At 42.5% G+C, this 18,995-nt stretch carries 20 protein-coding genes and 1 riboswitch; of the genes, 4 read left to right on the forward strand and 16 right to left on the reverse strand.

Features of this window, described 5'->3' with window-relative positions; genetic code table 11:
• Positions 1–8: 8 nt before the first annotated feature.
• Positions 9–527, reverse strand: a complete 519-nt coding sequence (locus tag J7I96_RS21600) for a YfiT family bacillithiol transferase (RefSeq protein WP_396020124.1) — start codon at positions 525–527, stop codon at positions 9–11.
• Between the two features lie 91 nt (positions 528–618).
• Positions 619–783, reverse strand: coding sequence for a hypothetical protein (locus J7I96_RS21605; protein ID WP_214770775.1), 165 nt, complete (start codon positions 781–783; stop codon positions 619–621).
• Between the two features lie 312 nt (positions 784–1,095).
• Between J7I96_RS21605 and J7I96_RS21610 the strand changes: the two genes are divergently transcribed.
• Positions 1,096–1,533, forward strand: coding sequence for a GNAT family N-acetyltransferase (locus J7I96_RS21610; protein WP_214770773.1), 438 nt, complete (start codon positions 1,096–1,098; stop codon positions 1,531–1,533).
• Between the two features lie 60 nt (positions 1,534–1,593).
• Here J7I96_RS21610 and J7I96_RS21615 read toward each other — a convergent pair whose 3' ends face one another.
• Positions 1,594–1,878 (reverse strand): transition state genes transcriptional regulator AbrB, encoded by a 285-nt coding sequence (locus J7I96_RS21615; protein ID WP_053536026.1) that lies wholly within the window; start codon positions 1,876–1,878, stop codon positions 1,594–1,596.
• Positions 1,879–2,369: 491 nt separating this feature from the next.
• Between J7I96_RS21615 and J7I96_RS21620 the strand changes: the two genes are divergently transcribed.
• Positions 2,370–3,341, forward strand: coding sequence for a DMT family transporter (locus J7I96_RS21620; RefSeq protein WP_063594489.1), 972 nt, complete (start codon positions 2,370–2,372; stop codon positions 3,339–3,341).
• 65 nt (positions 3,342–3,406) lie between these two features.
• Here J7I96_RS21620 and J7I96_RS28470 read toward each other — a convergent pair whose 3' ends face one another.
• Positions 3,407–3,802, reverse strand: coding sequence for a response regulator transcription factor (locus tag J7I96_RS28470; RefSeq protein WP_214770771.1), 396 nt, complete (start codon positions 3,800–3,802; stop codon positions 3,407–3,409).
• Between the two features lie 492 nt (positions 3,803–4,294).
• A riboswitch (guanidine-I (ykkC/yxkD leader) is annotated at positions 4,295–4,395 on the forward strand.
• Between the two features lie 72 nt (positions 4,396–4,467).
• Between J7I96_RS28470 and J7I96_RS21630 the strand changes: the two genes are divergently transcribed.
• Positions 4,468–4,809, forward strand: coding sequence for a DMT family transporter (locus J7I96_RS21630; protein ID WP_063594494.1), 342 nt, complete (start codon positions 4,468–4,470; stop codon positions 4,807–4,809).
• Complete coding sequence (locus J7I96_RS21635) at positions 4,809–5,123, forward strand: DMT family transporter (protein WP_034309447.1); 315 nt, start codon at positions 4,809–4,811, stop codon at positions 5,121–5,123. The genes J7I96_RS21630 and J7I96_RS21635 overlap by 1 nt, the downstream gene beginning before the upstream one ends.
• Before the next feature lie 80 nt (positions 5,124–5,203).
• On the opposite strand, the gene J7I96_RS21640 is transcribed toward J7I96_RS21635, so the two are convergent.
• The 12 genes from J7I96_RS21640 to J7I96_RS21695 all read right to left on the reverse strand — a co-directional run bounded on the left by J7I96_RS21640 (position 5,204) and on the right by J7I96_RS21695 (position 18,763).
• The gene (locus J7I96_RS21640) at positions 5,204–5,995 is read right to left on the reverse strand and encodes a DUF817 domain-containing protein (RefSeq protein ID WP_214771322.1); all 792 of its coding nucleotides are present in this window, start codon (positions 5,993–5,995) and stop codon (positions 5,204–5,206) included.
• Positions 5,996–6,050: 55 nt separating this feature from the next.
• Complete coding sequence (locus tag J7I96_RS21645; protein ID WP_034309451.1) at positions 6,051–6,272, reverse strand: helix-turn-helix domain-containing protein; 222 nt, start codon at positions 6,270–6,272, stop codon at positions 6,051–6,053.
• Positions 6,273–6,282: 10 nt separating this feature from the next.
• Entirely contained in the window at positions 6,283–6,765 is a 483-nt protein-coding gene (locus J7I96_RS21650; protein ID WP_214770768.1) for a DUF2975 domain-containing protein, read from the reverse strand.
• A gap of 409 nt (positions 6,766–7,174) precedes the next feature.
• Positions 7,175–10,384 (reverse strand): DEAD/DEAH box helicase, encoded by a 3,210-nt coding sequence (locus J7I96_RS21655; protein WP_214770766.1) that lies wholly within the window; start codon positions 10,382–10,384, stop codon positions 7,175–7,177.
• A 170-nt stretch (positions 10,385–10,554) separates the two neighbouring features.
• Complete coding sequence (locus tag J7I96_RS21660; protein ID WP_057276811.1) at positions 10,555–10,788, reverse strand: YczF family membrane protein; 234 nt, start codon at positions 10,786–10,788, stop codon at positions 10,555–10,557.
• Positions 10,789–10,807: 19 nt separating this feature from the next.
• Positions 10,808–11,926, reverse strand: coding sequence for a GerAB/ArcD/ProY family transporter (locus J7I96_RS21665; RefSeq protein WP_214770764.1), 1,119 nt, complete (start codon positions 11,924–11,926; stop codon positions 10,808–10,810).
• Between the two features lie 21 nt (positions 11,927–11,947).
• Positions 11,948–13,171, reverse strand: coding sequence for a Ger(x)C family spore germination protein (locus tag J7I96_RS21670; RefSeq protein ID WP_214770762.1), 1,224 nt, complete (start codon positions 13,169–13,171; stop codon positions 11,948–11,950).
• On the reverse strand, positions 13,161–14,798 hold the full coding sequence (locus J7I96_RS21675; protein ID WP_214770760.1) for a spore germination protein: 1,638 nt from the start codon (positions 14,796–14,798) through the stop codon (positions 13,161–13,163). The genes J7I96_RS21670 and J7I96_RS21675 overlap by 11 nt, the downstream gene beginning before the upstream one ends.
• A 177-nt stretch (positions 14,799–14,975) precedes the next feature.
• Entirely contained in the window at positions 14,976–15,587 is a 612-nt protein-coding gene (locus J7I96_RS21680; protein WP_214770758.1) for a DedA family protein, read from the reverse strand.
• A gap of 83 nt (positions 15,588–15,670) precedes the next feature.
• Entirely contained in the window at positions 15,671–16,321 is a 651-nt protein-coding gene (locus J7I96_RS21685; RefSeq protein ID WP_214770756.1) for a phosphatase PAP2 family protein, read from the reverse strand.
• Positions 16,322–16,593: 272 nt separating this feature from the next.
• Positions 16,594–17,829, reverse strand: a complete 1,236-nt coding sequence (locus tag J7I96_RS21690; RefSeq protein WP_214771319.1) for a cytochrome P450 — start codon at positions 17,827–17,829, stop codon at positions 16,594–16,596.
• Positions 17,830–18,583: 754 nt separating this feature from the next.
• Positions 18,584–18,763 (reverse strand): hypothetical protein, encoded by a 180-nt coding sequence (locus J7I96_RS21695; RefSeq protein WP_034309467.1) that lies wholly within the window; start codon positions 18,761–18,763, stop codon positions 18,584–18,586.
• Positions 18,764–18,995 lie beyond the last annotated feature (232 nt).

Below are 18,995 nucleotides of genomic sequence, written 5' to 3' on the forward strand. Positions count from 1 at the left end.
AGTCATATTCACCATCCCTGTCGCTTTGATAAAGAAGTAATGTGAGCCAGATGATGGCATCCGTGCCATGAATAAATTCCTATATTTTCACCGACTGTCACCTCTCCTGAATCAGGATGGATGAATGTTCTGCTCAGGTCATCCGCATCAAGATCCGATAAAAGTTTGCCCATGCGGATATGTATACCTTCGATTAATGATAGAGAAACCTCAATCGGCAAATCATAATCAGGCAGCTCTGCCCATCGCCCCTCCTCATACGGTTTAATGACAGGACTTTCTTCCGTAAGGGCCAATTTGAAGCGAATAAACGCGTTCATATGGCTATCAGCAACATGATGCACCACTTGGCGGACCGTCCATCCTCCAGGACGATAAACCGTATCAAGCTGTTCATCATCCATGTTTCCTACTGCTTCCCTCAGGATCCGAGGCAAGGCTTCAATCTCGTTGAGCCACCCTTCGGCTACACCACTAGTAATTTCCCCGTCAAACTGAAACTTCCCAATCGGGTATCTTAAATCCATCTTCATTCCCCCTTGATGTTCAATAAAAATAGCATCTATATATATTCTTTATCGATTAATACAAATCCTTTTTCCGGCATACTTGCTTTGCTCAACTCACGGTAAACGCTGATATCTCATGATTACTGCTGCACTGTAATGCTTCTTTTACGAGTAAATTGGCCAATTTCACGAGTATTTGCTTCAAACTCACGAGTAAATCGACTAAACTCACGAGTATTTGCTTCAAACTCACGAGTAAACGCTGATATCTCATGAGATTGCTGCTGAATTCTATGGATAAATGCTCCTTTCACGAGTAAATCGGCTAAACTCACGGGTATTTGCTTCAAACTCACGAGTAAATCGGCTTAATTCACGAGTATTTGCTTCAAACTCACGAGTAAACGCTGATATCTCATGAGATTGCTTCTACCTTGGGTTAATAGCCCTCTACATGAAAAAATCAGAATGGTGCCTTTTTGTGCTCCATCCTGATTTTTGGGGCTGGAAAATGCGATCCAAAATTTGGCGGATCGCATAGTTAAATGGTAAGTTTAGAGTATTCTAACATTTGGGGGGGCCATTTATGAGCATACGGAAGGCTACATTACATGAGCTGGAATCACTGACGGAACTTTTTGATTTATACAGGGTGTTTTATGAGCAAACCTCTGACCCTGGTCGTGCAAGGGAGTTTTTAAGGGAAAGGCTGACAAAAGGGGAGTCTGTGGTTTTTATGGCGTTTGATGAAGGAAATCCAATTGGTTTTGTACAATTGTACCCTTCTTTTTCGTCTGTGAGTATGATGCGGTCATGGGTATTGAATGATTTATTCGTGAAGGAGTCCGCCCGTAAAAAGGGATTTGGCGAGGATTTATTGAATGCGGCCATTGCTTTTGCACGCGAAACAGGTGCTAAAGGTGTTTCACTGGAGACAGGCAAGGATAATGTGAAAGCACAGAGACTTTATGAAAAGATTGGTTTCGCCCGTGAATCGAACCATTTTTATTATTTCACCATTTAATAAAAAAAAGTGTAGGGAGGAACCTCCCTACACTTGGATGCTATTTATCTAGTATATTAATTATTTAGCAGTTTCCATGCTGGCTTGAATTTCTTTAATTAGAAGTTCGGCACCTTCTGGGCTAAGTATTAATTTACCGTCAGCAAGTTTCATATTGTCATCGGAAACTTCACCTGTAACCTGACAAGTCATGTTTGGTTTATATTTTTGAAGGATGATGCGCTCTTGTTCTACATAAATCTCCAGAGCGTCTTTCTCATTAATTCCTAATGTTCGGCGCAGTTCAATCGGAATGACTACCCGCCCTAATTCGTCAACTTTACGTACAATACCTGTAGATTTCATTTAATTTACCCCACTAACTTTCTTGCGAATGTTGCATTTATACATTTCGTCACCATTCGACATTATTTGCACTTCTATTAAGATACCACTACCTACCATATTCGTCAATTCTCGTATCTTCATATACTATCTGCCTCTATATGATTTTTATATTAAATATTAGTAATTCCTTCATAACACGCGCCACGACAGCGTTTGTCGCTTCTTTCTTTGGTATATATTTCTAATTTTAATATGGAAAATGGAAACGCCTTCATTCAATTCCAACAAGCATTCTTTTCATTTCATGTCGAATCTTGAAGAATGAATTTCAGTAGATTAAAAGAATCTTATTGATTTTCCTTTGCTTTTGAAGGACAATTTAAACTGATCGCTTATAATAATTAGAAAATTCATTCTGCTTTCATTCCTGAAAATACTTTCAGAAAGCCGAAACGATTGCCATCCTTCCAGAGTCTTACTGACTCATAAAACAGATTGAGGTGAGTCAATTGCGTCCGATTATATTAGGTATTTGTTCTGCTTTCTTTTTTGCATTTACGTTTGTTTTGAATCAGGCCATGGAGCTGTCTGGCGGAAGTTGGATTTGGAGTGCTTCGCTGCGATATATCTTTATGGTGCCCTTTCTGTTGTGTATCGTATGGAGCAGGAAAAACCTGCGTCCCCTTTTACAAGTGATGAGAGAAAAGCCGGGTCCTTGGCTGCTTTGGAGTTTTGTCGGATTTGGGTTATTTTATGCTCCTTTATGCTTTGCGTCCGCCTACTCACCTGGCTGGCTGATCGCCGGCACCTGGCAAATCACGATCATTTCGGGTGCGCTGCTTGCGCCGCTGTTTTTTGAAAATGTCCAAACGAAAGATGGGATCGAAAGGCAAAGAGGAAAGGTTTCCGTGAAAGGCCTCCTCATGTCCATGATCATTCTGCTTGGGATCATCCTGATGCAACTGGAACATACCAAACACATTTCAATGGCCAATCTTTGGCTGGGAGTGATTCCAATCGTCATCGCCTCGTTTGCCTACCCTTTGGGAAATCGCAAAATGATGGAAGTATCCGAAGGGCGTCTGGATGCTTATCAGCGGGTTTTGGGAATGACTTTGGCAAGTCTTCCATTCTGGTTTTTGCTTTCCTTGTACGGTTTCTTTACAGTAGGTGCGCCGACGAAGATGCAGAGTTTCCAATCCCTTTTGGTGGCACTATTTTCTGGAGTCATCGCCACGGTCCTTTTTTTCATGGCGACCGATTTGGTACGCGGGAATATGCAGAAATTAGCTTCAGTTGAAGCAACACAATCGATGGAGGTTCTTTTTGCCCTGGCTGGCGAATTACTATTCCTATCTCTACCGATTCCTTCTCCGTTATCGTGGTTCGGCATCTTTATCGTCATCATGGGAATGATCCTGCATAGTTATGTATCACATAAAAAAGAAGGTCCATCCCCTAAACGGACAGTGAATGCCTAAATAGCAAGCCAAAAAAGCCCCGGATAAGATTTCGGGGCTTTTTTTGAGCTGAAAACAGAACCGGACTACGTTCTTTTTTTCCATTGGCAGGTCATGATGAATTGATGATTTTTCAGAGTGGCAAAAAGCTCACCATTCATTTTTTTCATTAAACTTTGGGCAATGGATAACCCTAGTCCCGTCCCTTTTTTATTTCTTGCAGTATCACCTATATAAAATCTATCAAAGATATGAGCATCTATTCTTGCCATTACTTCTTCAATATCAAATGGCTTCGTAATGAAATCATCTGCCCCAGCGCGCAATCCATTTATTTTCGTTTGCTGTTCTCCTTTTGCAGATATAATCAAAATAGGGACATGATGATGCTCCCTAATTTTACGAAGAACTTCCTCCACGTACAATATTGCTTCCGTCCCTGAAAATGCCGGCCGAGGGACATATCCACCTTTTTTCATCATATTGCAAAGCAATCCGCTAATGCTCGCCCCCAGGTGTCTCGTACCTTATGTTGCGTTATTTAAATAAAAGGCTGTTTTCACATACTTTGTTGCTATTTACCAGGTAGTGGGTTGTGGTTGATTTCCCCTCCAGATGCTCGCTTTCCGCGGGGCGGGCGGTGAGCCTCCTCGGCGTAAACGCCTGTGGGGTCTCACCTGTCCCGCTGCTCCCGCAGGAGTCTCGCACTTCCGCTCCAATCAACCTTAAATCGTTTCGTTTTAAAAACAACAATCTTTACGAAAAGAGCCAAATAACAAAACTATAGGAAAATTGGCTTTTTTCAAATTTGAATATAATCCGGAAAGTTCGAAATGGTCTCGCTGTATTCAGATGAAAGCTGCAAACGTTACGGGACATATGCAGATATTAGGGAAAAACCGGCATGGAATTTGGCAAAACTTTTACCTTGAGTAAGTTAAAAAAGAATGTATAATGGAAGGTAATTGTATATGTCAAAGGTTTTCTAGGGTTCCGCAGTGCGTCTCATTGCTGGTCTGGTCCGAGAGAGAACTCACAGCATGCTGTGTCACGGAAGGATAAAAGCCTGGGAGAAACTGTTTTAACAGTTATCTCTTGGGCTTTTTTGTTTTTTTGGTAAAGAATAAAATCGGAGGTGCGTTATTACATGAGCACAAACTGGATTAAAGTATTCATTGCAGCTTTTTTTGAAGTATTTTGGGTGATTGGCTTAAAACATGCAGATGACTTTTGGACTTGGACTGGAACGGTCATTTCGATCATCATCAGTTTTTACTTGATGATAATGGCTGGCAGGAAGCTTCCTGTCGGAACGGTATATGCCGTTTTTGTCGGTATGGGGACTGCCGGGACCGTTTTTTCCGAAATCCTTTTCTTTGGAGAATCCTTCAAGCTGAGCAAAACACTATTGATCCTCCTCTTATTATCAGGGGTGATCGGCTTGAAGCTAGTGACGGATGATAAGGCTGAGAAAGGAGATGAATCTTAATGGCTTGGGTCTCTTTAATCTTAGCGGGGCTTTTTGAAATGTTTGGGGTTGCGATGATCAATAAATTGCACAAAGACCGTAATTGGCAATCCTTGCTGCTGTTATTCATCGGATTTGGAGCAAGTTTCCTGTTTCTTGCTTATGCCATGAAAACCTTGCCGATGGGGACGGCTTACGCTATCTGGACAGGAATCGGCGCATCAGGCGGTGCGATAATCGGAATGCTCTTATACGGGGAATCCAAAGATTGGCGCAGGGTCGTTTTTATAGCCATGGTCCTTGGCGCAGCAGTGGGATTAAAACTTGTTTCATAGGAATGACATAAAGCATAGAAAATCAAAGACGACACAATGTGTCGTCTATACTTATTTTTATCTAACTTGAATGATTCATCTTATAAAAATCGACCCTCATCCATCACAGCGGAATCTTTCCCCTTAACCTGTTTTAGCGTCGCTACTATAAGAAAGCTGACAATCACCAGTAAGAGCCATGAGCTTACCTTTCCTAGATGAACGAGACTCCATGCATCGGTTTGGTTTGGATATTCCCAAGCTCCAAAGAACGTTGCGATATTTTCGGCTATCCATATGAAAAATCCGATGAGCACAAAAGAAAATGCGATTGGCATACGATAGCGGGTTCCACCAACTTCGTATGTGACCCATGCTCGCCAAAAGACGATGATGACAAGTCCAGATAGCCACCAACGAACATCCATCCAATAATGGTGGGTGAAAAAATTTAAATAAATCGCAAGCGCAAGAGAAACAACGACCAAAAATGGCGGCCACTTGACCAGTTCAACCTTTAACCTCCTCCACGCCTGGCAAAGATAACTCGCTACACTAGCGTACATGAATCCGCTATATAGAGGTACTCCAAAAATCTTGAAATATCCTTCCTCTGGATAAGTCCAGGAGCCCATATGTACCTTGAAAATTTCAAGGGCAAGACCAATAAGGTGGAACAAGGTGATGACCTTTAGTTCATCCCGTGTTTCAAGCCCGGAACGCAGCATCCACCACTGCATTATAAGGCAGATGATGAGCAGCCAGTCATACCGCGGCAGAAAGGGAAGCGAGATGAATTTTGTAATTGCCAAAGAGGCAAAAATAACGACAGGAAACAAGCATGATAGGGCCTGCTCCCAACCAAAACGAACGAGTTGTTTTAGTGCCCTCATGATTGGTGCCTCCATTTTTTTATCATCATTCATGAGTAACTCCCCTTTATAAATCTTAATCTTGGGTGCCTTCATCATTTCGGTATTCTAAAATATCCCCGGGTTGACATTCCAAAGCCTTACAAATCGCATCCAAAGTTGTTAATCGAATCGCTTTTGCCTTGCCATTTTTCAATATGGAAAGATTAGCCATCGTTATTCCAACCCTCTCGGAAAGTTCTGTAACACTCATTTTCCTTTTAGCCAACATCACATCAATATTGATTATAATTGCCAAGTTAATCACCTCAGACTATTAAGTCATTTTCTGATTTTATATCGATGGCTTCTTGTAAAAGCCTTTGAAGAACAGCAGCAAAGACTGCAATCACCATTGAAGCAAAAATAACGACCATTCCGATTAATATGATACCTGGGGCGTCGTCCTTTTCTGCGATGAGATAAAAGAGCGGCATGCCTGCCACATACAAGCTGCTTATTGTGATTGCACAATTTTTTATAGTCTTTAAAGCTCTTACAGATAATTCCGAGAAAGCTTTGTTCTTGTCAATATAGCTTAAAAGTTTAAAGGCTTGATATAGGGCAAAGTAAAAAGGTATCGCCGATGCATACAAATCGATTAAAACGAGATATTTCAAATAAGCCATATCCGGATATAATTCTGCTGCAAAATTCGCTATCCCAGGCACCAAGAAGATGCACAGAGCAAGAACTGGAATTCCAATAAGAATAACAGCCATCTTTAAAAAGAGTGTTGTTCCTAGTTTCATAAAAAGCACCTCACTTGTTTATTGTCCATTTAATTTAACATAAGTTTTATCGTTTTACAATAAAACATTGTTGTTTTTTATTATATTATTATTGTTAATGTAATATCCTATTCTTTTTAAAAATGGCTGTTTTCACATACTTTATAGATAGTGAGTTGTGGTTGCTTTCCACTCCAGTTGCTCTCTTTCCGCGGGGGGCGGGCGGTGAGCCTCCTTGGCGTAAACGCCTGTGGGGTCTCACCTGTCCAGCCGCTCCCGCAGGAGTCTCGCACTTCCGCTCCAATAACCTTAAATCGTTTCGTTTTAAAAACAACAATCTTTACGAAAAGTGCCTTAAAAATAAAAAAGCATTCCTTTGTAAGAGGAATGCACCATGATTGACTATAATTTATTACATTCATCTGAACCCTTATATCATGAGAATTTCCCTGATATCCTCTTCTGTAAGTGCAGATGACGACTTGTCTCCAGGATCGATGATTTCTTCAATAAGATGTCTCTTTTTCTCTTGGAGTTCATTCATTTTTTCTTCGATTGTCCCACGGGCAATAAGCTTGATGACTTGAACCTCATTTTTTTGCCCCATTCGATGGGCACGGTCCGCGGCTTGTTCTTCAACGGCCGGATTCCACCAAAGGTCATATAGAATGACTGTATCGGCACCCGTCAGGTTGAGACCCGTACCGCCCGCTTTCAATGAAATGAGGAATATATCCCGTTCTCCTGCATTAAACCGATTGCAGATTTCCACACGTTCCTTTGATGGGGTTTGTCCATCCAGGTAGAAAAAGGGTTGTCCTTTCATGGCCAAATCCCTGCCGATGATTGTAAGCATTTTTGTAAATTGCGAGAAAATCAGCACCCGTCTTCCAGAATGCTTCGATTCCTCGACAATTTGCATCAGTTGCTCATATTTAGCTGAACTGCCTTTATATCCGTCCACAAACAAGGCGGGGTGACAGCATATTTGCCGAAGCCGGGTCAAGCCAGCAAGGATCCTGATCCGATTTTTGCGGAGGGTGTCCTTATCCAAGTGTTTCAGCGTATCATGCCGCAGCTTGGCAAGATAGGCACCGTACAGTTTCTTCTGATCGGGAAGCAATTCCACCGATTCCAGCGACTCGATTTTTTCCGGTAATTCCGCTAGTACGTCCTCTTTCATTCTCCGCAGCAAAAACGGACGGATCCTGCGGGAAATCTGCTTCCTAGAGAGGTTGCTATACTCCTTTAACCCCATGAATAGTTCAGGGAATACGACGTGGAAAAGGGACCAGAGTTCTTCCAGTGAATTCTCGATGGGCGTACCTGTCAATGCGAAGCGATGTGCCGCTTTTATCTTCTTGGCCGCTCGTGCCGTTTGTGTCACCGGGTTCTTGAAGGCCTGTGCCTCATCGAAAAACACCGTATGGAAATCCTCTTTTTCAAACGACTTGATGTCTTTCCGAAGCAATGGATAAGAGGTGATCACTACATCCACGTCCTTCATTTCTTTAAGCAGTTTCGACCTTTCCGGCTTGTCTCCATCCACGACGACGGCTTGAATTTCAGGAGCGAATTTAGTGAATTCACTCAGCCAATTGTAGGTCAATGATGATGGGCAGACAATAAGCGCCGGAACCCTTTTCTTACGGATGTCAGGTAGCTCGGATAAAATGAACGTGATGCTTTGCAATGTTTTTCCCAGACCCATATCATCAGCAAGAATCCCGCCAAAGCCGTATTGGGCAAGGATTTTCATCCATTTGTAGCCGTTTTTTTGATAATCGCGCAAAATCGGGTCCAGACTATTTGGCACCGTGAACTCCAAGGCGCCCGGATTCCTGATGTTATCCAAAAACTGCCGGAATGAATCTTCCATCGTGAATGTCTGGCCATCATAAACGGAGTCGAGGAGCTGGAGCCCTTTTACAATTGGCATGTTCAGCGTGCTTTCCAGATCTTCATCCTGTATGGGCAGTGCATTCAGAAAACGATTGATTTCCTCGTATTCCCTTGTCTCAAGGGAAAGCAGCGATCCATTCCTTAATCGATAGTATTTCCTTTTTTCTTCAAGCGCTGCTAAGATCTCACGTATTTGTTTATCTGGGATATCATCCATTTCAAATTTGAATTCGAGCCAATTTGTACGCTCTTTTTTAATTTTCACCCTAATGCGCGGTGCAGCATTTCCACGGGAAATCCGGTTCCTTACAGCGGTCGTGGCATAGATTTGCACCAGCCTCTGGAGTTTAGGTACGATGTGGTACAAGAACTCATACTCCAACTCTTCGTTATGCAGGAAATAGCCTCCGTCCGTCTTGGCAAACTGGCTATCCTCCATCAGCTTTATTATCTCCGCCTCTTTCTCAACATCCCTCATAACCTTTGATTCCTGTTTTTCCAAAGGGTTGATCACGATATTTTCATAATGGAATTCCAGCCCGGCGAGCAGCCTGTTTTTCACTCGATCCAAGTATAGCTTTGCAACCAGCGGTGTCTTCAAAAACAATTCGGTGATGGACCTTGCTATATGGACTTCACCAAGTCTTTTCAAGCCTGGTACCACCTTGTCCAGGAATAATTCCAGCTGGTCATGATGGATTGGAATTTGATTCATCCCCGAATCCTCCATCATTTGCTTTAACTCTGAAAGGCGTTTGAAATCCTCACCTTCGAGCTGAACCAACTTCCCCTCAAATAAGACCAATGTGTATGCATTCATGATGATCATCTCTTGCAGCCTTTTAATATACAATTGATAACCTTTGTCCCCGCTTTCGGTAAAGTCAAACCGTAAAGGAAGCGGTCCGTTTGTTACACGAAAGCCATTGAATGTAAGGCCGCCATAGGCAAGCTTCACCATTGGCGCCGCTTCAAGGATGGGGACAAGCCTTCGAAAAGAAGATGGGGGCAGAAGTAATAAGTGATGGTCCAATTTATATTCGGATTTATCCGTCAGGGCGTCCACATAGACTTTTTCATCCGATATCACTGTAATGAGCTCCTGAAGCACGGAATCATTTTCATTCTGAAAACAATGCAGTGACGGGTCATATATAAATGAAGGAGACATTTGGGCAGGCTTTCCTTCTTTAACTCGCTTCAGGAAATCCCTGACATTCGAGACATTGAGTGAACCGATTTTCACTTCCAGTCCTAACATATATTTGTCCATGCCCATCCAAACTGGTTTGCACGTAAACTCCACTTCAAGCATCGTTCTATTTTCAAAGTGGCGCTGATGAACGCTTTTGCGTACCGGCTGATTATTGAAAAGGGTCAGCAAGCCCTCTGATAACATCTTATTGGCTGTAGCATCAGAACCGGCTGCTTGCAGGCCTTCAGGAATCGTTCCATCCCGCTTATGGTCGTATACCGACAGCAGGACGGCTGCAATATGCTGGCAATCCCTAGGGAAGGAAGCTAGCGAAGGACAGCTGCATTCCGTCTGAAATCCGCCGGCTGCATCCACTTCAATCGTGACCTGGAAGTCTTCCTTGCCTCTAACCGATGCTTCACAACCATCATGACGATAGCTTTCAAATGTCACTTTATTGGCACGATGAAAAGCTTCCCCTCTTTTGAAAGAGACGGCCCCGCACATGTCTTTTATGATTTTTCGATTCAATTTGATATCCAAATTGCCGTCCTCCTCCCGGGGTTTTTTGGTTGAGTGATTTTACATTCCGCTGAAACATAAGCTCATTTTATCATCATACTATGAAATCGGTTTACAAGGTTGTAAAAAAGCAAAAAGACAAACTCCCCCATTCGGAGTTTATCTCTATTTCAGCAACGGCAATTGCAACATCATTGTTGTCCTTTGCCCTTGTTCTTTTTCTTTTTTTTTCGATAAAAGAAGCTGAATACAAGGAATGCAAGAAGAATAAAAAAAAGGATAAGTTCAGCGGGGTCCTTCACCAAAAATGGGTTAAAGGCATGCTTGATCGAATTATCCAGATCAAATCCCATTAGAATATCCATACCTAAAGATATGACCACTAAAGGGAACAGAAGCAAAAGCGTAATACCGAAGAATTTCATTTTTGATCAACTCCGCCTTTCAGGAACTTTTTTTGGTGCTTGTCTTCCCTTTTTTTCGATTCTTAATAAAGGCAATGATCAAGAGAAGCAATGGAATGATCACCTGAAATGGCAGATGGATGTAATTTGGTACGGCATCCAGCCCTTCATGGATATGTTCCGTATAGCTGCTTGAAATAATAATCGAAATCAATAAAATGACAATGCCAACAGGGTATGCAAGTCTGGAGGGCTGTTTAACATTGAAAACATTCGCCGTACCGGTTACCGCTACATAAGTAAATACACAAATCTTGATGAACCCGCCAATCATCAACAAAAACAAGAAGTACACATCGAGACGTTCAAGAAAGCCAGCAACCTCTATTGACTGAATGAGGGTAAGAAGAGGGTATTGCGAACGCGTCGTAAGATCCACACCAAGTACAGAAATATTCACAGCCATTATTACAGCGAGAAAAATACCGCTTGTAGCCAAGCTCCCTATCCCAATTTTTTTCAATCGCTTAGGTTCATTCAAATAAGGAAAAATCATTAAAAACACTATGATCTCACCAAATGGAAAGAATACGGTTTTAGTGAAAGCCATTTTCACCATCTCTGTCCCGCTCATTTCAATAACGGGTTTTAAGTTGTTTAAATGGATCATGCCTGAAGCGATAATCAGAAGAAAGAAGGTCATTAAAAGTAAATTCTCCAAGACAAAGAATAGTTCCCCCGTCCTCGTCACTACTTCTATCCCCTTACGGACCGTATACACCACGACTAAAATGAATGCAGCATTCGCGACAAATAACGGAATATGAGGATAGGCAAAAGTAAGCAGCGTATCTCCGAAATCCCTCAGCACCCTTGCAGAAAGATAGATGAAATAAAGGATATATAGAAAAGCTACGATCCTGCCTAGGAAATTCCCCAATATATTTCGTATAAATTCCGTTAACAGCTGATCTGGGTAGTATTGAAAAAGGCCATAATAAATGAAAAATAATATAAATCCGCCGATCATCGCAATAAGGATGACCAGCCAGGCAGCTTGCTTGGCTTCACCTGCAAGCGGAACCAAAAGTGCACTGCCCATTTCAAACAGGAAAATAAGGACGAACAGCTGGTACCCGCTGATATTTGCCTTTTCCATGAGGATGCCACTTCCTTTCCATTATTGATCTTTCTTTTTTAAATTTGAAAGAAATGGCTTATTACGTAATCCGGTACGGCGAATGAAAGTTTCTACCTGCACATCAACTTCCAGTTTAGGAAAAGTATCGTCGTCCCAGTTTTTCTCTAGTTTCTTCCATTCTTTCGGATGGGATTCATGCATGAGCTCCCCAAAGCCAAAAATATCGGATTTATTTTTTTGTGCCCGAACGATTGCGTCTTCCATCTCCTTCTTCAAGTCTTTCGCTAACTTCTTTTCAATATCTATCAGAACATGCATATCGGTTAGATTCAAAGGAACATTCGCTTCCCGGATATCTCCCTCTGCACGGACCTTTATCGATATTTTCGGTTTGCCATTTACTATTTTTGTCCCGATATTGGTTTTTTGCCGAATGACTGAATAGGTGACTGCGTTTTTTTCACCCTCCCAATCAAGGTATAAATGGACATTTTCGATTCTATCCAATACCCACATTGATCCTTTTGCCTTATCACCATCCAGCCAATCAATCAATTTTCCATCTTTAAAAACACCTATCCCTGCTGCATTAGGGTTCGCCTCAATATCCGAGGACATGGTATTCTCCATTTTATCTTCCTTACCCTTGTTTCCTCTCACGGTAAAACCGCTTATTATCGGTTCTTTTCCTGTACTAAGCAGATTCTTGATCACCTCTTGGAGATTGATGCTAATACTTTTCCCCTGGGTTTTTTCAGTGATTTCAATCGTCCTAATGACTTTCTCGGCTGATACCTTATCGATTGCGGTTAACGTTTCGACAATATCCCTTGCTTTCACACCCCGGGCAATCACGATCCTCGTAGTTGCCCTGAATTCCGGTGAGCGCTCAAATGCATCGAAAATATCGTTGAGACCCTCTTCTTTTGCTAGTTCCTCACCGATGACAACCAGGTTGGCATGGGCAAAATACATATCTCGGGAGATTTTCGTTGAAGCGATACTATCCAATTCAAGCACATTATGTCCCGTGGCCCTATAAATGGATATCGGTGGATTCGATCCGCCGCCGCCCTGAAGAGCTCCCGCTACATTGCTTGGATTAATGATTTGGAAAGTTCCCTCTAACTTTCCTTCTTTATTTCTATCGAGTCCAACTGCCGAGACGATGGCCATTTCGTTTAACTCTGTTTTATCCCAACAGCCGGAGGTGAATGTAGTAGAGATCAACATCAAGAACAGAATTAGCTTTTTACGACTCATTGCCTTCACCTTTTTTCCCGTCAGAAGTTTTCATTCCACGCGATTCAGGAGGCAGCGGTCTTTGGTTATTGCCTTCCCTGATCAGATTATTTTCATTGGTCAAATATTGCGGCCTTTCCTTGAATGCCCATATAGGTCTTCTGAAGAATGTGTCGCCCAGCCCTTTTGGATTCAGAGGGGCGAGTGGTGTCATATAAGGAACTCCAAGTGAACGCAGGCTGCATAAATGGACAATAAGGATGATAAAGGCTAAAATCATCCCATAAAAACCTAACATGCCGGCACAAATGATGAATCCGAACCGCACTATGCGGGCAGAAATCGCTATGGCATAAGAAGGGGTTGCAAAACTGGCAATCGCCGTGATCGAGACGATGATGACCATTGCCGGCGATACGATACCAGCCTGCACGGCCGCCTGCCCGATGACCAATGCCCCGACAATGGACATCGTCGAACCGACAGCCTTTGGCATCCGAAGACTTGCTTCCCTTAATATTTCAAAGGTCATTTCCATGAGAAGCGCTTCAACGACGGCAGGCAAAGGAACCGTTTCCCTTTGGGCCGCTACAATGACCAGCAGCTTCGTTGGGATCATTTCCTGATGAAAAGTCGTGGCCGCAACATAGACAGCCGGTCCGACTATGGAAATAATGAAAACGATGATCCGTAAAAAACGTGTGGCAGAAGCAATGTCGAAGCGATTATAGTAGTCTTCGACAGATTGGAAAAACTGTACGAACAATGCTGGGGCGATCAAGACAAAAGGCGTTCCATTTACGAATATCGCCACTCTTCCTTCCAGCAGGTTTCCTGCGACCATATCCGGTCTTTCTGTATGGTTAAGGGTTGGGAATGGGGTCATGACCTGGTCTTCTATCAATTGTTCAATATATCCTGATTCAAGAATGCTATCGATGTTAATTCGATTTAAGCGCTTCTTGACCTCCTCGACAATTCCTTCCTTGACAATTCCATTTATATACATGATGGATACGTCCGTTTTTGTCACCGTGCCTATTTTCATCGACTCTATCCATAAATCCGGGGTATTGATGATGCGGCGTAACATGGCGATGTTCGTTCCATTCGATTCCGTAAACCCTTCCCTAGATCCCCGGACAGTCAAATGCGTGCTCGGCTCCTGAATCGAGCGCTTCTCTCCCCCTCTTGTACTGGCAACCAGGGCGACGTTTACTCCATCAATAAAAATGATGGTGTCCCCTGATAATAATGTCAAAAATAGCTTTTCCCAGTCCGTGACCCTTTCTACGCCACCGAGGGAAACCACGTCCTCAGAGATAATTTCCATTGCTTCCAGTGGAAGTATGTTTTTTGACAGGTGGGGATTTTTCATGATTGATTCAATTATAAAATCCGTAACGCTAGGATTATCAATCAGACCCTGCACATACAAAATAGTTGTTTTTATCTCTGGGTTTAGTCCGATTTTCAACGCGCGGATAATGATGTCGGGACTTTTTCCCGTCTTTTTCTTCACGATTTCCAGATTGGCAGAAAGGGAACTTTCAATATAATCAGGCGTTTTGCTTTTGGATTGACTTTCATCTTCCTTTTTCTTTTCACGTTGCTTCACTTGTCTCTTTTGTTTGAAAAAAGAAGCCATAGCACCGAACCTCATTCCTTTTTCGTTTCACTCATTTTGTCCAAAGCAGTCCCCCTTTATTCCGGTTACAGCCTTCTTCCTTCCATAAGAAAAAGGCTGTCGCGATGACAGCCTTTGATGGTCATATTCGGTTAGGGAATGAACGCCGATGTAACAGCCCAATCAATTAAACTGAGATTATACTTTGCCTTTATTCCTTCTAAAAATCAAAACAACGAAAGCGATCAATAGCAAAGCCAATATTGCATATACGATGTTTGAATAAATGTCCATGTACCCTACAATATCTTCCCACGAAGAGCCAACAGCTGCCCCGATATTCACCAAGATGATGTTCCAAATTAATGTTCCGGATGTTGTGTAAAGCAGGAAGAGCCAAAAACTCATATGGGACATCCCCGCAGGAATCGAGATCAAGCTTCTGATCAGCGGAACCAGCCTGCAGAAAAACACGGTCCATGCCCCGTACTTATCAAACCAAGAATTCGCCTTATGGACGTCTGACACCGTTAACCGAAAAATATGGCCCCATCTTTCCACGAACTTTTCAATGACCTTAACATCAAGAAGTAAACCAATTCCATATAGGACGACTGCCCCTGCCACAGACCCTAGAGTCGCAGCGATCACGACACCCATAATCGTCATATCCGCTGTTGTCGTCATGAAACCGCCAAAAGTAAGAATGACTTCAGACGGGATCGGCGGGAAGATATTTTCCAATGCTATTAATAGAAAGATTCCTATATACCCAAAATCATTCATGAATTCCGTAATCCAGTTTTCCATTTAATACGCTCCTAACTTTCTTGAATCAACCGCCGGCTTGTTACCTGCCGGCTGTTTATCTTGCAATATCCTTGCTCCCTTTATTAACGATCTTTGTTATTCCGCCGCTCTTGATACCTTTGGAAAAACCAGATGGAAATCGCAATCCAACAACCGCCCGCCAAATATCCGGCAATGATATCACTAGGATAATGGACCCCCAAGTATATTCGGCTAATACCAATCGAGAGGATCATCAACATGCTGAACAGAATCAATAGGATCCTTGCCCACCTAGCCGTAATGTGACGCCAAAGCAGGAATGTAAGAATACCGTATAAAGAGAATGCATTCATGGCATGTCCACTAGGGAAACTGTATCCCCCTATATCGATGAGCCGATGTAAATCGGGCCGGGCGCGTTGAAAGAATAGCTTAACCATCAAATTGAGAAGAGGTGAACCCACGATGACTGCAGTGAATAAGACTAGTTCCAAACGATGCTTCAAAACCCTATATAAGAAAAACAAAATGACCAAGGAAAGGATGATCAGGAAAGCGGTTGAACCTATGTAAGTAAAGAACTTCATGATGTCCGTCAGCAGAGGGGACTCCCATCCCTGCACCAGGGAAATCACATCTTCATCAAATTTCAGGTATTCATTTGCACTTATGGTAAATGCCATGAAACTGAACCCGATTAAAGAAAGTACACTTATTATAAAGGCACTGGTTAATTGCTGCTTTAATTTCATAATAACATCCTTTCACTTCTTAAAACTGTTTCATTTGGAAATTTCTATTTTATCATATCTTCTTCATTGCATGGTGGGTGTAATTGCTTCATCGCCGCCAACCTAATTCGGGGAACATGCCTGGGCACAAAATTTTCTACTTTATCATACTACTCTATTCGTCATTGTCACCTCAACTTCAGGTTACTATAAGATTTCCAGTCGAACGTTTCAAGGAGTGGCAGGAACATAAAAAAACCTTATGCAGGTTAGGGCACAAGGTTTTTCGTTTTTTACATGCGGCTTGCCTTAAGGGGCAGTGATATCAAAGTTTGCCCGGTCGCTGAATCGGTAAGATTCTCTTCTAACTGGAACGATGGCATCGCTTCAATATGCTGGAATTTCTTCAGGAATGCAGTAAGCGCAATCTTCGCTTCCAGCCTGGCTAGCGGCGCTCCCAGGCAGAAATGCGGGCCATTTCCGAATGTGAGATGTTTCTTATTATTAGGGCGGTGGATATTAAGGGTGAAGGGGTCTTCAAACATCTCTTCATCCATATTAGCTGCACTCATCCAAACAACCACGCTATCCCCTTCTTTCAACTCCACTCCCAATAAATCGTTATCTTCCTTTACGGTTCGATCCAATTTAATAAGATTGAATCGGAAACGGAGCATTTCTTCGACCGCCTGCGGAACTAAATCCAGGTTTTCATGTAACTCTTGATAAACTTCTTTGTCATCATATAGCAGGGAATAAAAGCTATTGGCCAATAAATGACTTGTGGTCTCGACTCCCGCCCCTAAAATCAGCATGGTCGTCCGGACAACCTCATCATCCGTAAACATTTCCCCATCCACTTCTGACTTCAATAGATCTGAGATGATATCATCCGCCGGGTTCAATCGTTTTTGCACAACAATCGGATACAAATACTGATAGTATTCTTTTGCGGCCACTTGCTTCAATTTATCTACTTCTTCTTGTTTTTCTCTATCAAAAGGAAGAAATAAGGTATCCACCCATTTCTTAAACAATAAACGATCTTTCGAAGGAACTCCCATCAAATCTGCCATGACAATGATCGGAAGCGGACTTGCCAATGAAGCCACAATATCGATTTCCGTTTCCTCGTCCATTTGTCCAATCAATTCATCTGCAATTTCCTGAATGCGAGGTTCCCAGTTTTGAAGACTTCTAGGTGTGAATGCTGCTGCCAGCAGTGACCGGCGTTTTCTATGATCAGGTGGATCCGATTCAGTGATTTGGATCTTTTCAGGCACAGAACCTTCCTCACTATCCGTTCCAACCGATATCGTCGTCCGTTTCCGAACACTTGAAAAATGTTTGTAATCACTGAGAACCCGCTTCACATCTTCATATTTAAAGACATTCCACGTATCCGTTCCTTCGTGATAACTCACAGGGTCATTTTCTAACATCCTTTTACACCAAGCGTACGGGCTAAATTCCTCCGTCCTTGTTTTAAACCTAGTAATTTCTTTTACTGCAATAACTTCTTTCATGATACCGACTCCTCCCACTTCTCAAAAGTACCTAACAAAAGGACCGAATGTTAAGCATTCTCCATCTCCGTCGATTTGTTATAGGGTCGAGCATTCCTGATAGACTTTTTCATCAAATCCTTAAATACACATCTATTCCATTATAGGGTAAAAGACCGCAACAAACCATGCATCTTCCATACCAGCGGCCTTACGTGAAATTTGCCCCACAACCCCGACACGCCTATGTAAAACTGCTTATTTTTGACAATTCCCTTTCTTTTTCTATTTTTTTATGTCTCTCAATTGATGCTAAAATCCAATCCTCATATTTCAAATTTGGAGACAGTGCTTTCCACTAAGTTATTTCAGTATAAATTATTTTATAATTGCCGGAGTTTGTTGATCACGTTGCTTTCCACTCCAGGCACTCGCTTTCCGCGGGCGGTCCGGGAGCCTCCTCGGCGCTCTTGGCGCCTGTGGGGTCTCCCTTGGACACGCTTTTCCCGCAGGAGTCTCGTACCTTCCGTTCAAATCAACTGGAAAGTTTTTCAATTAATAAAAACTGCGACAACATAGGGTTCGAAATGGTTTCCTGCCGAATGCCCATCAAGCTATCACAGGTGATAACCATGATTTAAAATAAGGCTAGACTTTTTCACACTTTTATATAGGATTAAATTATTTCTGAAATCAAGCTGTTTAAATAAAAAAACTGCAGGCCAACTCGCTTTTCTTCGAGTTTACCTGCAGCTTGAACGCCTGCACGATGCCGCCGTCAATTTTTGCCCCTTTTAATCAGTTCATGCAAATCATCCATTTTCTTTTCCATGATATCCAGTCTGGTTTTACGGTGCTTGATGGAACGGAAAAGGGATACGGTCCCGACGATGATCAGGATTAGAAATAAAAGGCAAAACAATTGGTATACCAGATCCGCAATATTATACCCACTCACTATGTAATCCCCCTAAATGGCATTCTCAATATTCTATTATACACCAGGCAAAATGAACAATTTAACCTTTTTAAGGAGAATCGGGAATAAAAAACCGATAGCCAAATGCTACCGATTGCAGACTTTAGACAAAATCGATGAAAATCAAGTTTGTTTCAGTTTTTATGAGGATTTATAAAACCTCGAACGTCGATTTCCACTCCAGGCACTCGCTTTCCGCGGGCGGTCCGGG

The organism is Bacillus sp. ISL-78 (genome assembly GCF_018613455.1).
Lineage (GTDB): Bacteria > Bacillota > Bacilli > Bacillales > DSM-1321 > Peribacillus > Peribacillus frigoritolerans.